13 protein-coding genes are annotated in these 13,727 nt (G+C 53.1%); 5 read left to right on the top strand and 8 right to left on the bottom strand.

Annotated features, from left to right (window positions below):
• Positions 1-80 precede the first annotated feature (80 nt).
• Positions 81-1,517: an NADP-dependent glyceraldehyde-3-phosphate dehydrogenase gene (locus tag KNP64_RS04655; RefSeq protein ID WP_214792100.1), complete on the bottom strand. Its 1,437-nt coding sequence runs from the start codon at positions 1,515-1,517 to the stop codon at positions 81-83.
• 227 nt (positions 1,518-1,744) lie between these two features.
• Here KNP64_RS04655 and KNP64_RS04660 point away from each other — a divergent pair, with 227 nt between their 5' ends.
• Positions 1,745-2,620, top strand: coding sequence for a chemotaxis protein CheV (locus KNP64_RS04660; RefSeq protein ID WP_034777893.1), 876 nt, complete (start codon positions 1,745-1,747; stop codon positions 2,618-2,620).
• 43 nt (positions 2,621-2,663) lie between these two features.
• Here KNP64_RS04660 and KNP64_RS04665 read toward each other — a convergent pair whose 3' ends face one another.
• The gene (locus tag KNP64_RS04665) at positions 2,664-3,041 is read right to left on the bottom strand and encodes an Hpt domain-containing protein (RefSeq protein ID WP_138859307.1); all 378 of its coding nucleotides are present in this window, start codon (positions 3,039-3,041) and stop codon (positions 2,664-2,666) included.
• A gap of 141 nt (positions 3,042-3,182) precedes the next feature.
• On the opposite strand from KNP64_RS04665, the gene KNP64_RS04670 reads away from it, so the two are divergent.
• Entirely contained in the window at positions 3,183-4,118 is a 936-nt protein-coding gene (locus KNP64_RS04670; protein WP_034777898.1) for a magnesium transporter CorA family protein, read from the top strand.
• Positions 4,119-4,159: 41 nt separating this feature from the next.
• On the opposite strand, the gene KNP64_RS04675 is transcribed toward KNP64_RS04670, so the two are convergent.
• A complete protein-coding gene (locus KNP64_RS04675; protein ID WP_214791928.1) occupies positions 4,160-5,272 on the bottom strand; it encodes a PP2C family protein-serine/threonine phosphatase in 1,113 nt (370 codons plus the stop codon).
• A gap of 161 nt (positions 5,273-5,433) precedes the next feature.
• On the opposite strand from KNP64_RS04675, the gene ytzI reads away from it, so the two are divergent.
• Entirely contained in the window at positions 5,434-5,601 is a 168-nt protein-coding gene (ytzI, locus tag KNP64_RS04680) for a YtzI protein (protein WP_131436521.1), read from the top strand.
• A gap of 30 nt (positions 5,602-5,631) precedes the next feature.
• Here the strand turns inward: ytzI and KNP64_RS04685 are convergent, their stop codons facing one another.
• The gene (locus KNP64_RS04685; RefSeq protein ID WP_214791926.1) at positions 5,632-7,758 is read right to left on the bottom strand and encodes a DNA topoisomerase III; all 2,127 of its coding nucleotides are present in this window, start codon (positions 7,756-7,758) and stop codon (positions 5,632-5,634) included.
• A gap of 126 nt (positions 7,759-7,884) precedes the next feature.
• Between KNP64_RS04685 and KNP64_RS04690 the strand changes: the two genes are divergently transcribed.
• On the top strand, positions 7,885-8,754 hold the full coding sequence (locus KNP64_RS04690; protein WP_214791924.1) for a DMT family transporter: 870 nt from the start codon (positions 7,885-7,887) through the stop codon (positions 8,752-8,754).
• Here the strand turns inward: KNP64_RS04690 and KNP64_RS04695 are convergent.
• The 3 genes from KNP64_RS04695 to KNP64_RS04705 all read right to left on the bottom strand — a co-directional run bounded on the left by KNP64_RS04695 (position 8,749) and on the right by KNP64_RS04705 (position 12,382).
• Complete coding sequence (locus KNP64_RS04695; protein WP_034777906.1) at positions 8,749-10,134, bottom strand: MATE family efflux transporter; 1,386 nt, start codon at positions 10,132-10,134, stop codon at positions 8,749-8,751. The two genes, KNP64_RS04690 and KNP64_RS04695, sit on opposite strands and share 6 nt — an antisense overlap.
• 81 nt (positions 10,135-10,215) lie before the next feature.
• Positions 10,216-11,469, bottom strand: a complete 1,254-nt coding sequence (locus KNP64_RS04700; RefSeq protein WP_034777908.1) for a peptidase U32 family protein — start codon at positions 11,467-11,469, stop codon at positions 10,216-10,218.
• 10 nt (positions 11,470-11,479) lie between these two features.
• Complete coding sequence (locus KNP64_RS04705) at positions 11,480-12,382, bottom strand: peptidase U32 family protein (protein WP_214791922.1); 903 nt, start codon at positions 12,380-12,382, stop codon at positions 11,480-11,482.
• Between the two features lie 150 nt (positions 12,383-12,532).
• Between KNP64_RS04705 and KNP64_RS04710 the strand changes: the two genes are divergently transcribed.
• A complete protein-coding gene (locus tag KNP64_RS04710; RefSeq protein WP_240731320.1) occupies positions 12,533-13,327 on the top strand; it encodes an SDR family NAD(P)-dependent oxidoreductase in 795 nt (264 codons plus the stop codon).
• Between the two features lie 68 nt (positions 13,328-13,395).
• Here KNP64_RS04710 and KNP64_RS04715 read toward each other — a convergent pair whose 3' ends face one another.
• Positions 13,396-13,716 (bottom strand): hypothetical protein, encoded by a 321-nt coding sequence (locus KNP64_RS04715; RefSeq protein WP_034777912.1) that lies wholly within the window; start codon positions 13,714-13,716, stop codon positions 13,396-13,398.
• Positions 13,717-13,727: the final 11 nt, after the last annotated feature.

Raw genomic sequence — 13,727 nt, forward strand, 5'->3', positions numbered from 1 at the left:
TATCTTCACTCATTATACCTGTCGATCAGAATGGATTTCAATCACACAAAAAAAGGAGAGGATTTCTCCTCTCCAATCACTTATAAGTTGATGACGGTAACTTTATCGCGTGTCATCGTCTCGAGGCTGCGTCCAATCCCTTGGACCCCGAGGCCTGATTGCTTCACGCCGATGAACGGGAAGTGGTCAGGGCCGCGTTCTGTGCGACCGTTCACTTGGACTGTACCGACTTCGAGCTTGTCGGCGACCGTGAAGGCGTTGTTCACGTTTTGTGTGAACACGCTCGCTTGAAGACCGAACTCAGACTCGTTCGTGAGTTCAATCATCTCGTCGAGCGACTTGACGCGGATGACCGGCAACACCGGTCCGAACGGCTCTTCCCAAGCGACGCGCATCTCACGCGTGACGTGGTCGAGGAGCGTCGGATGAAGGAGGTTGCCGTCGCGTTCGTTTCCGTGGACGACCGTCGCTTGTTTGTTGACGGCGTCGTCAATCAAACCTTGGACGTAATCTGCCGACTTCTTGTCGATGAGTGGGACGATAAAGTTGTTATCGACCGGTGAGCCGACCGTGAGCTTCTCGACACGTTCTTTCAACATACCGACGAGTTCGTCTGCTTGATGCTCGAGCACGAATACGCGCTTGATCGCCGTACAGCGTTGTCCTGAATACGAGAACGCCCCGCTGATGATTTGATCGGCAGCCAGGGTGAGGTCCGCATCTTCGAGGACAAGGGCCGGATCTTTCCCGCCGAGTTCGAGCACGACAGGTACCATCGATGCCTGTTGCGACAAGTGTTGACCTGTCCCGGTACCACCTGTGAACGTGATCATGTCGATGCCAGGGTGTGACGTCAAGTAGTCACCGATGACCGACCCGCGTCCTGTGACGAGGTTCAATAGACCGCTCGGAAGACCTGCATCTTGAAGCGCCTCGACCATTTTCACGCCGCTGATGGCGCCTTGTGTCGCTGGTTTAAACACGACCGCGTTACCAGTGATAAGAGCCGGTGCGATTTTGGCTGCTGCCAAGTTGACCGGATAGTTGAACGGCGAGATCGCGAGGACGACACCGAGTGCTTCTTTCTTGATGATCGCCATCTTGTTCTTCGAACCGCCCGGGAATGAGTCGCCTTGCATGAATCCGCCTGTGAAGCGAAGTCCTTCTTCCGCCGTATAGCGAATGATTTCTGCTGTCCGGACGACTTCTTTCTTCGCATCGCTCAAGTTTTTCCCGACTTCGCGCATGATGATTTGACCGATCTCATCTACGCGCTCTTCGAGTTTGTCCGCCCAAGCGTACAACAGTTCGGCACGCTTGTTGACCGGAAGCGCCGCCCATTCCTGTTGTGCGCTTTTCGCGCCGTGAATTGCCTCATCGACTTCATCACGAGACATCGCCTGGACATGTCCGACGACTTCTTCTGTATAAGGTGAAACGAGTTCGATTGTTTCGTTCGTTGTTGATTCCTGCCATTGTCCATTAATTAAATATGGATACGTGTTCATACTCATAATCTCTATCTGCCTCCTGAGTAAGCTTTGATATCTCGTTGCCACCCCCATTGTATGCAAAATCAAATCGGTAGAACAACTATAAAGATTCAGTTTATGTAATGTAAACGGTTACTCGTAAATTTTTTGTCAATTCCGCCTCGACTTTGACACTTTCAACTGTAGATGTTCATCAAATCGACCGATAGAAAGGAAGAGAGTACGTGAACTAGGAGGGACCACCAGTGAGCATGGATCATAATATTTTACTTGAGGCAGGCACGAACGAATTAGAAATCGTCATTTTCCAATCTGGCCCGTTCATTTTCGGGATCAACGTCATGAAAGTACGTGAAATCATCACGATGCTTCCCCTCACCCCGCTACCGGGTACCCCGGAAGCGATCATGGGGCTCATCGAGCTTCGCGGCGAGGTCATGACCGTCATCGATTTACCAATGGTCATCGGTCACCCGCGTGACGTTGGAGAGAACGACCGCTTGATCGTCTGTGAGTTCAACGGAGAAAAGTCGGTGCTCCGCGTCGATCAAGTGACCGAAATTAAACGAATCTCATGGGAACAGATTGACACGCCGTCCGATCTCGCGCGCGGCATGCAAGGCATCACGAACGGGGTCGTCAAAACGGGAGACCAGATGATTATCCTTCTCGATTACGAGCGGATTGCGCTCGAATTGTCACGAAAGGATATCATGGCCCGCGAATCGGTCAAACGGCTCGGTGCCCGGGAACGGTCGAACAAACAAGTGTGGATCGCGGAAGATTCAGAGATGTTACGGACGCTCATCATCGACACGCTCGACGATGCCGGCTACTTCAACACGACGATCTTCAACAACGGAAAGGAAGCGCTCGATGCGTTCGAACAGAGCGACGTTCATTGCGACCTGCTCATCACCGACATCGAGATGCCGCAAATGGACGGCTTGCATTTGACGAAACGACTCCGTGAGATGGACCAATTTGCCGACCTGCCAATCGTCATCTTCTCTTCACTCATCTCGGATGATTTGAAGCATAAAGGCGACGCGGTCGGGGCGAACGCCCAGATTACAAAACCAGAGATCGGCATGTTGATCGCCACACTCGACGAATTTTTAGCCTGATTTGAAAAACGGGATTTCGCCTCGCGGCGGAATCCCGTTTTTCCTATGGCAACTCGTTCAAGTGGGTGTCCCATTCTTGATCGAAGCGATGCATATCGGCTTCAATCTCATCGAGAATCGGTTCGAGGTTCGACGTCTCGTTCGTCTCCCCAGCCATTTCGAGCTGATGGAATCGAGCGGCCGTCTCATCGAGCCCGACAGAATAAGAGGCCCCTTTCAACAAGTGAGCAAGTTGTTCGATTTGTTCGTGATTTTGTTCACGCACCATCTGCTTCAATTCAGGGAACTTCGCCTCGAATTGACGCACGTACGTATCGGCAATCTTTTTCAAAAATTCTTTATTTCCGCTGGCGATTTGATGGAGCTCCGCCAACTTTTCTTCGTTAAACAGAGCATTATGGGGCGTTTGTGACAACTCCATCCCTCCTTTGACTCAATCCTACTACCATTCTTTCCCACTGTAGCATGTTTTCGAGAAAAAACAAAAAAACTCCTCCTTTTCCGATTGCACTCTCTCAATCCCCTACCTATAATTAGGTTGAGCTAAGGTAGGAGGAACATTATGCTAACGATTTACCGTACCGACGCATCTGGGCGTGTCGACGAAATCGACGACTTTGATAAAGGAAGCTGGATCCAACTCGTCAATCCGACGAAAGACGAGGCTGATCAAGTCATCGCCGCCTCCGGCATTCCTGAAGACTTCGTCTACGACCCGCTTGATATTGAAGAAAAACCACGATTTGAAAAAGATGATGAGGGGCTCCTCATGATCATCGACGTCCCGTACGTGGAAGAGGATGATACGGGACGCGCCTACAACACGATTCCCCTCGGTATCATCGTCACCGGCCGACATTTCATCACCGTCTGCTCACGAGACCTCGACGTGCTCAACCTGTTCGCCAACGGAAAAGCCCGGCTGTTCCGAACGAACTATCGGAGCCGGTTCGTCTTCCAGATTTTGCACCGAGTCAGCATGACGTACTTGCGTTTCCTTCGCCAAATCGACCGGCGCATGGACGAGCTCGAGCAAGAGTTGCAACGTTCGATGCGAAATCAGGAAATCTTTCAATTGATGAACTTACAGAAGTCGCTCGTCTATTTCATGACCTCACTTAAAGCGAACGACAGCGTCCTCGACCGCATCGTCAAGACACCGAGCCTCGAGAAGCACGAGGAAGACGAGGAATTGCTCGAAGACGTGTTCGTCGAGCACCGCCAGGCGATGGAGATGGCGTCGATCTATAACGACATCATCAGCATTAAAATGGACGCCTTCGGTTCGATCATCTCGAACAACGTCAACTTCGTCATGAAGTTCTTGGCCTCGATCACAATCGTGCTGAGCATCCCGACGATGATCTCTGGGATATTCGGGATGAACGTTCAAGTCCCATGGGAAGGCCAATCGATCGGTTTCGTGTTCGCGCTCGCGATGATGGTCGGCTTCTCAAGCCTCGCCTTTTATATTTTGTGGCGTAAGCGTTATTTCTAAAGAAAAGGAGGGTGTCGCCGGCTACGGTGACACCCTCTTATTTACATCAATTTGACCGTGACGAGACAAAGGTCATCGTCGATCTCGATTTTAGGGACGAGCTGTTCGGCGACATGGCGTGCGTAGTCGAGCCCGTAGGACGCGATGTCCTTCTCGAGCCAACGGATGCCGTCATCGATGTCTTTGCTGTAACATTCCATCAGCCCATCCGTATACATATGCATCGTCATACCCGGCTCGATGTCAATCACGTTTGACTCATAGTTCGGCTCCTCGAACATACCGACCGGCACTCCGGTCGTCTCGAGGCGCGTGACGCCTGTATCAGACGTCACGATGATTGGCGGATGTCCGGCGTTGACGTACTCGATTTGACGCTTCGTCGTATCGATATAGCAGTATACGGCCGTGAAGTAGCTCTGCATGTCCTCTCCCGAGAACAAGAACGTCATCTGGCGGTTCAACTCGCTCATCACATCGACCGGATATTGGACGTTGCCGACGAGGCCCGGTAAAATCGAACGAATGCCCATCGTAATCAACGCCGACGACACGCCATGCCCCATCACATCAAAGATGATGACGCCGTAGCGATCAGGTGCGACTTGGAACCAGGCATACATGTCACCGGCCAGTTTTTTAGACGGCAAATACAAGGCCCGGACGTCAATCTCATCGTTACTGATCGGTGGGGTCAAGGCACTCTGTTGAATCTTTTGCGCGAGATCGAGGTCATATTGAAGACGTGCCTCATATTTCTTCCGTTCATCCACGGCTGCTTTATAGCGAAGTGCCGAACGGATCCGAGCGAGCAGTTCCGTGATTTTAATCGGTTTCGTCGTATAATCGGACGCCTCAGCGTCAAGTCCTTCCGCAATCTGCTTTTCTTCGGTGCGGCCCGAGACCATGATCACGGGCAATTCCTCGTAACCGGTTATCTGTCGAATCCGTTTGCATGTCTCAATCCCAGAAATCCCTGGCATCTCGACATCAAGCAGGACAAGGTCGTATAGCGACGGGGCTTGCGGATCCATCAGGAGCGCGAGCGCATCTTCACCACTTGAGACCGAAATCGTCTCATAATCATGTTGATGCAATAATTGTTCGAGAACCATCGTATTGACCGGTTCGTCGTCCACAATCAAAATCGCCATAGTCATCCCTACTTTCTCTGTCAGTGTTCTTCTGCATATTATTGTATCATATCTAATCGCCTCATTAGGTATTTCAATGCTGTGACAGTTCGAAGTACCCGAAAGATGGAGAATCTCTTTCGTTTTTGGCATACTAGAAGTACGAAAGCGAGGAATGGCCCATGGGATGGATTTTTGCAGTGAGCGGTTTGATTATCTTGCTCGTCTTGATTGCCTCGATCGTCGTCATTCAAAAAGGATACGCCTACAAGGACAACAAAGACGACATCGTGCTCGATTACGAGGAGATTAACCGCCGCATCACCGAAGATGAGCAGCAGAAAAAATAAGAGCTATCCACGACGGATGGCTCTTATTTTTTATTTAAATTCGAATCGGAGCGCCCCTTTTTCAAGATAGAGCGCAGCGTCGAACGTCTTGTCCCCTTTTTTAAACGTATGCACGTTCGACTGGCCGCCGTTGATCATCTGTTTCAGCTCATCCTTGGCAATCCCGACGCCGAGCACTTGTTTCGACATCGTGAACTTGCACCCTTCGCGATAACCGCTGCAGCCGATAAACTTCGGATGCTCGACGAGCCCTTTGCCGCAGCTCGGACAGACGCCGAACGACGCTTTTGGCCGTGCCGCAGATTTTTTCCCGAAACGTCTTGCTTCGATCGTGTAGCCTTCCGGGTTTGCCGACTCGACACGCGCTTTCGCCTCGTCGACGAGATGAATCGACATCTTTTTCGCCTGTTCGATAAACTCGGCGGCGGATGCCGATGCCTGTCCAATCTCATGGAGCCGCTTCTCCCACTTCGCTGTCATGGCCGGCGAGGCGAGGATGCTGTCGCCGAGCACATCGATCAAGAGACGGCCCTTGTCGGTCGGGACGAGCTCTTTCTTTTGCAGGTCGACATAACCCCGTTTTTTCAATCCGTCGATAATATTGGCCCGCGTGGCCTCGGTGCCGAGCCCTTCGACTTCTTTCATGATGTGAATCAGTTCCTCATCATCGAGTTGCTTGCCGGCCACTTTCATCGCCATGATCAGTGCCCCTTCCGTATACCGTTTCGGTGGCTCCGTCTGTTTCGGTAATACTTCGACTTTTTTTTCGGTCAACGGTTCACCGACCGTAAGTGCCGGGAGCTCCACGTCCTTGGATTTCATCTCGACGACTTGCCGGTACCCGGGGCTGACGACGACCGTCCCTTTCGCCCGGTATAGGTCGTCCCCGTCCATAAGGTCGACCGTCGTCTTCTCAAGCTTCGCCGGAGGGGCGAACGCCGCAAGAAAGCGACGGTTAATCAAATCGTATAGTTTTGCCTCGTCCCCGCTGAGCCGAGCCACATCGCCACACGCCTCCGTCGGGATGATCGCATAGTGATCACTGACCTTTTTCGCATTGACGTAGCGACTGTTTCGCGACGGATTCTCGGTCAACACGTCCTGAAGTCCGGCATAGGCCGCGGACTTCAACAGCCGGGCTTTCGTCTGCGGGAACAGTGTCGCTTCGTCCGGTGTGACGAAGCTCGAGTCGGTTCGTGGATAACTGATCCACCCTTTTGTATACAACTTTTGAGCGATATCGAGCGTCTTCTTCGCCCCAAAGCCGAACCGCTTGCCGGCCTCGGCCTGCAAACCCGATAAACTGAACCAAAACGGCGGGTATTCCGTCTTGTCCTCTTTGTCAATCGAACGGACAATCGCTGTCCCGGTCGCCCGGTTGACGACCGCATCGGCTTGTTCGCGTGTCTTCAGTTTCGTCGTCTTCCCGAGCGTGTATTTCGCTTTGAACGTGCCACGTCCTTTTTGAAGTGTCGCCTCGACCTCGAAATACGGCTCTGGGACGAACTGTTTAATCTCACGTTCACGATTGACGATCAAAGCGAGCGTCGGCGTCTGGACACGACCGAGCGAGAACACGTCCTCGATACCGATCGTCTTCAACAGCGTCGTATATGCCCTTGAGGCGTTCATACCGACGAGCCAGTCGGCACAAGCACGACTCATCGCCTCATGATAATAAGGGACGGTCTGGTCGCCGGGCAACAGTTCGGCGAAACCACGGTCGACCGCCTGTTCGGTCAAACTTGAGATCCAAAGGCGTGACAACGGTTTTTTATTGCCAGCGAGTCGTAAAATGAGCCGGACAATCGCTTCTCCTTCTCGCTCGGCATCGGACGCGATGATGATATCGGTGATGGAGCGATCGTGCAGCCATTTTTTGATCGTCTGGAACGGTTTCGATTTACCTTTCGAGATGCGATAGTCGAATCGGTCCGGCACAATCGGGAGCGACTCATATTTCCACGACTTCCATTCCGGTTTATAGTGGGACGGTTCTTGAAGCTCGCATAAGTGACCGACCGCCCACACGACGATGGCACCTTCCGGGAAACGGGCGCAAGAAGCAATCTCAATCTCGTCTTTTTTCTTTTTTGATGGATACGGCGCAGCCAGTTTTTGAGCCTGCGACGGTTTCTCCGCGATGATTAGTCTCATAGGATCCCTACTTTCAAAGTCATCCGAAATATCTCGTCGGAACGACACTTTCGAGAAAGAATGTATTTTCTTATCTATTCTATAATATCATTAGAAGAGTATGTACAACATAAAGGGGGATGTCGATTGTCTTATCTCATTTTATTCGCCGCTGTATTTTTCTTGTCGACGAGCGTATTATTCGTCAAATGGACGTCCGCACCGGCCGAGACGGCCGCGTTTTACCGAATGCTGATCACGTGTCTGATGTTGTTGCCGTTTGTCGACTTCAAGTCACTCATCGGGACGCGTCTCATGACGAGATATGCCTTGTTGCTCAGCGGGACGTTGTTGGCGTTCCACTTTTGGCTCTGGTTTTTATCGCTCGATTATACGACCGTCGCGAGTTCAACGTTATTCGTGACGTCGAGTCCGATTTTCGTTTTAATCGGGAACGCCTTGATTTTTAAAAAGAATCCGACCCGAAAAGGTTTAGCCTTTGCACTCATCGCCGTCCTTGGGGGCATGCTTGTCGCGGCGGGTGACATCCAACTTGGACGCGAAGCGCTCTTCGGGGACCTGCTCGCCTTAATCGCCGCCCTTCTTATCGCCGGCTATTGGCTCGTCGGTCAATACGTCCGGACCGAGATGAACACGAATACTTACTCGTTCAGCGTCTATCTCGTCGCGACGGTCGTCCTCTGCTTCATGCTCCTCGTGCGGGGGACGACGTTCACCGCGTTCGAATCGGTCAACTGGTGGTATTTCCTCGCCCTCGCCTTCTTCCCGACGATTTTAGGGCATAACTTGTTCAACTATGCGCTCGCCCGGGTCAGTGCCACCGTCGTCAGCATCACCATCCTTGGCGAGGCACTGTGGGGCATGCTGTTCGGGTTCGTCTTCTTCGACGAACGTCTCGGCGTAATGCAATGGATCGGCGCGGCCGTCCTGCTCGGCGGAATCTATTTGTTCCTAAAAGAAGACGCCCGTTCCACCAGAACGGACGTCGCTTTATAAGTTGGTCGCTTTCGCTTCGACTTCTTCCTCAGACGGGCGGAACAATAACTTGCGGTCCCACACCGCCATACCGACCGCCGTCAAGAAGGTCATGGCATCGGCGATTGGAAACGCGAGCCACACCCCGAACACGCCGAAGAAGTTCGGCAAGATGAAGACGAGCGGAATCGTATAGAGCGTTTGGCGCGACAGTGACAAGAACATCGCGACACGGGCCTTTCCGAGCGATTGATAAATGCCGTTGATGAGCATTTGCACGCTCGGGAGAAACGAGACGGCGAACAACACATGGATGGCCGTCACCCCGCCGGCAATCAAGTTCGCGTCGGTCGTGAACATCCGCATGAGCTGTTCCGGAATCAACTGGAGCGTCAGCCAGATGATGACCGCGATGGCAATCCCGACCCGCAACGCCGTCCAGATCGTCTCGCGCATCCGGTCGAATTGTCTGGCCCCGAAATTGTACCCGACGATCGGCTGCATGCCTTGAACGATGCCCATGATCGGCATCCCGACGAGCGCCATGAATTTATTGATGATCGCAAAGATGGCGAGCTCCTCGGTGCCACCATACGTTCCGAGCATGACGTTGACGCCGACGAATAGAATCGATTGCGACACCATCATGATGAATGAGGACGACCCAATCGCCATAATCTCTTTTAATTCGCCGAACCGTAGTCGAAACTTCCGCCATTGGAAGTCGAGCTCGGTCCGGCGATTTTTTTTCGCGAAGAAGAACCGAAGCATGAGGACCGATCCGACGACTTGGGCGAGCGCAGTCGACCAGGCCGCACCGTAAATGCCCCAGTCGAACGTGAAGATGAATAGCGGTGTCGTCACCAAATTGACGACGACGGTCGTGAGCATCACTTTCATCTGATAGGGCGCTTGCCCTTCAGCCCGTACCATCGCGCTCGCCGCGAGTGTGAACATGAAGAACGGCGAGCTGATCAGCACGACAGATAAGTATTGACGGCTCAGTTCCATGATGGCCGACGTCGCTCCGAACACTGTCAAAATGTCATCTAACATGAAAAAGGCGGAACTGACTGCGAAGGCCGCAAACACCCCGACGAGGACGAGGACGTTCAAGAACGTGACGGCGGCACCGGCATCATCCCCTTTACCTAGTTTCCGTGAACTGATCGAGGCGCCGCCCAACCCGACCGCGCTCGAGACGGCCATGAGAATCATCTGGATCGGGAAAGCGATCCCGATGGCGGCCACGGCGGTCGCCCCGATGCCGCGGGCGACGAAGATCGTATCGATGATATTGTAGAGCGCCGTCACCAGCATGCCGATCATCGCAGGTAGCGACAGCTTGAATAGCAGGCGTCCGATCGGGTCGGTCCGGAGCTGCTCCGTATTTTGATTCATGCTTCCATCCCCTTTTTCTTCTATGTTAATAGGGTAGCAAGATTGGATGGAACGGTCGACTATGTTGTCTTACCGGATGTGTCAGACCGGGCTCGGCACTGGAGGGCTCACGACGCCGGCTTTTCGTTTGCGCATAATGAAATCGGTCACGACCGGCTGCTCGACTTTGACGCGCACCGTCATCATCGCCTGGTTCGCCGTCTCAAGTCTTTCTCCCGACTCATCGTACAGCTCATCGATTCGCTGGGAGAAACGGACGAAGCCGGGGCCGAAGAACTCGACTTCTTCTCCGCGTCGGAAATGGTTCCGCTGCTCGAGTGTTGCCATTTGTGTCGTCGGATCATAGGAGATGACGCGTGCCGCAAATGCATATTGCGGGATGGCGCGCGGCTTGCCGAACAGTTGCTCGTTCTCGGTCGGGACGCCGTAATAGAATCCGGTCGCGAGTTCTCGTTGTGCCGCTTTCCAAATTTCTTCTTCCCACGCCGGGTCGAACTCGAACCCTTCAGGATCGGCGCAGTAGGCGTCGATGACTTGACGGTAGACGTTACAGACGGTTGCCACATAGTGAATCGATTTCATCCGTCCCTCAATTTTCAAGCTGTCGACGCCAGCATCGACCAAGTCCGGGATGTGGCGTACCATCGCCAAATCGACCGAGCTCATCGAGAACGGTTCCTCGTCGCGTGCCGCCATCTCGTCGGTCAACAGCTCGTCCGCCTCGAAGAAACCATATTTCCAACGACAAGATTGGGCACAGCCACCCCGGTTCGCATCGCGGAGCGCCATATGATTTGATAACGTGCAACGCCCCGAGTACGAGATGCACATCGCCCCATGGACGAACGTCTCGATTTCGACATCGACTTGCCGTTTCATTTCTTTGATTTCCTCCATCGAAACTTCGCGGGCGAGGACGATTCGCTCCAATCCTTCCTCTTGCCAGAAACGGAGTGTCTCGTAATTTGTTGCTGACGCCTGCGTCGACAAGTGGACCGGAAGTCCCGGTGCATCCGTGAGGCACACCTCGATCATGGCCGGATCGGACACGATGACGGCATCGATGCCGATATCGCGAAGCTTGCAAAAGAACTCGCCAGCACCGTCGATATCCCCTTCATGCGTCACCATGTTGGCCGCGACATACACTTTTGCGCCACGCGCATGGGCGAACGCGACTCCTTCGGCCATCTCTTCATAACCGAAGTTACCCGCCCGGGAACGGAGCCCGAACTGTTGCCCCCCGATAAAGACCGCATCGGCCCCGTACAAAATCGCCATCTTCAATTTTTCTAAGTTCCCAGCTGGTGCTAATAGTTCTGGACGTTTTTTCATCTCGGTTCCCTCACTTGATCTCTTCTGGATTTCGTAACAACAGTCCGGTCCCGAGCCGGAATTGTTCAGGTTGGAGTTCGGCGAGACGCCGTTCCATGCCATGACGGTCGAACCGCCCGTTCAATAGATCCGACCGGGCTTTATCGAACAGACGGACGATGTCGACGAACGCATCGCCCGCATGCCAGCCTTCGAGTTTCCACGTGTGCAACCCGCCCTTCAAGAGCGTGGGCAATTGTCCCATGAGTGTCAAATCTTCAGAGAAGACGTGCGTACCGTTGTCGTCTTGATAGACGGGGTAGCGACTGTCCGCATCCGACGGTTCGCTCACATAATACTCTCGTGCTTCTGCCAATATGTTCGACCGGCCGATCTCGTTGAAGTAGTTCGTCAAGAGCGGACGTTTCGAATGATGGATGCACGTCGGGCCATACACTTGCACTTCGACCGGCAAACCGATCTGTTGTTGGATCATCCCGAGTTCGGTCAACGTCACTTCACGGGCTGCGATCGCCCCGATGGCGTCACGCTTCCCCCAAAACTGAATGTGTCTCGCCGACGTGACGAGCGTTTGAGCATCATACCAATAGGGGATATTGGCATTACGGATCAGACGGATGGCGCCAGGATCGCCTGCCGTCACACTGTCGATTCCGATCGCTTTGAGTTCCTGCAAATATTCAGGGAGCGTCTCGATCTGCTCGTTATGCATCAAGTTATTGACAGCGACCGTCACTTCTTTGCCGTATCGGTGGGCTACTGCTGTGACTTCTCGCACAGCCGGAAGTGACCAGTCACCTTTGTGGCGTAACCCGTATTTTGAATCTCCGATATAGATGCGGTCGGAGCCCGCCATGATTAGCGCCTCTGCTTGCTCGACGCTTTGTGCCGTAGTCACTAGCTGAATCATCATTTGCTTTCTTCTCCTCACTTTGTGAGTCTAATCACATATTCTTGCTATACTCTAGCACACGTTTTGATGTGGTGGCCGTGCAGGAATTTAACAACTCGTGAAGAAATCAGTAACAAAGTATGACTTTTTACATCGAAGGAGTGGACGATTTTGACAAAAACCGCCTTAATTACTGGAGCCTCGACCGGAATTGGCCTCGATCTTGCCGTTTTAGCGGCCCGGGACGGGTTTGACTGTATCCTCGTGTCTCGCAACGAGCCCCGTTTGCACGAATTGAAAAAAGTACTGGAGAAGCGGTACCGTGTCCACGTGCACGTATTCGCCCTCGACTTGTCTGAACATCAGGCCGCAAAACGACTGACAAACGCGATTGAAGACGCCGGACTGACGGTCGACTTTTTAATCAACAACGCCGGTTTCGGGACGGCCGGCGAGTTCATCGACCTCGACGCCGAGACCGAGGCCGAAGAGGTCCGCTTGAACGTCAACGCCTTGACCGAACTGACGAAAGCCTACTTACCTGGCATGGTCGAGCGAAATCATGGTTATGTCTTAAATGTCGCCTCAGTCGCCGCCTTCCAACCTGGCCCTTACATGGCGGTCTATTATGCGACGAAAGCGTACGTGTTGTCACTCACCGAGGCGCTCCATGCCGAAGTGAAAGGAACAGGTGTGAACGTGAGCGTCCTGTGCCCGGGACCGACCGATACCGGTTTCTTCAATCGTGCCGGCAGCGAAATGATGGTGTCGAAAATGCCGTCCCACCTCGTCGCCTTCTTCGGCTATAAAGGCGTCATGAATAACAAACGCGTGGTCGTTCCCGGCGTCTCGAACCAGTTGCTAGTGGCCGCGGCCAAACTCATGCCTAGGGCGGTCAGCCTCGAGATCTTGCGCCGGTTCCAAAAACCGTCAGATGCCGGAATGGAAGATGTGCCGACGACCTGACAATCATAATCAATAAAAAGGAGGAGGTTCCCGTTGTGGGACCTCCTCCTTTTACGTATAGTGATTGTTCAATGTCGAGCCAACTGCACCATGCGCCGAATCAGTGAAACACCCGGAATACACACCATCAGAGCCGTCGCCACGACGACTGCCCAGGCCAACACGCTCTCGAGCGTGACCGCTCGCTCGGCCAGTCCGTCAAGGACGCGTCCCCCTTGTACAGACAGGACGATCATTAGTGCAGGCCATACACTCGCGCCGAGAATACTGAGCATCCCATAGCGCGTTCGAATGAGACGACGAGACATCAACAATAAATTGAGTCCCATAAACAACAGTCCAATGAAAAGAAACCAACCGATTTCAACTAGATTGACGTATCCGCTCATGCACGCGTCAC

Source organism: Exiguobacterium sp. s64 (genome assembly GCF_018618035.1).
Classification (GTDB): domain Bacteria; phylum Bacillota; class Bacilli; order Exiguobacteriales; family Exiguobacteriaceae; genus Exiguobacterium; species Exiguobacterium mexicanum_A.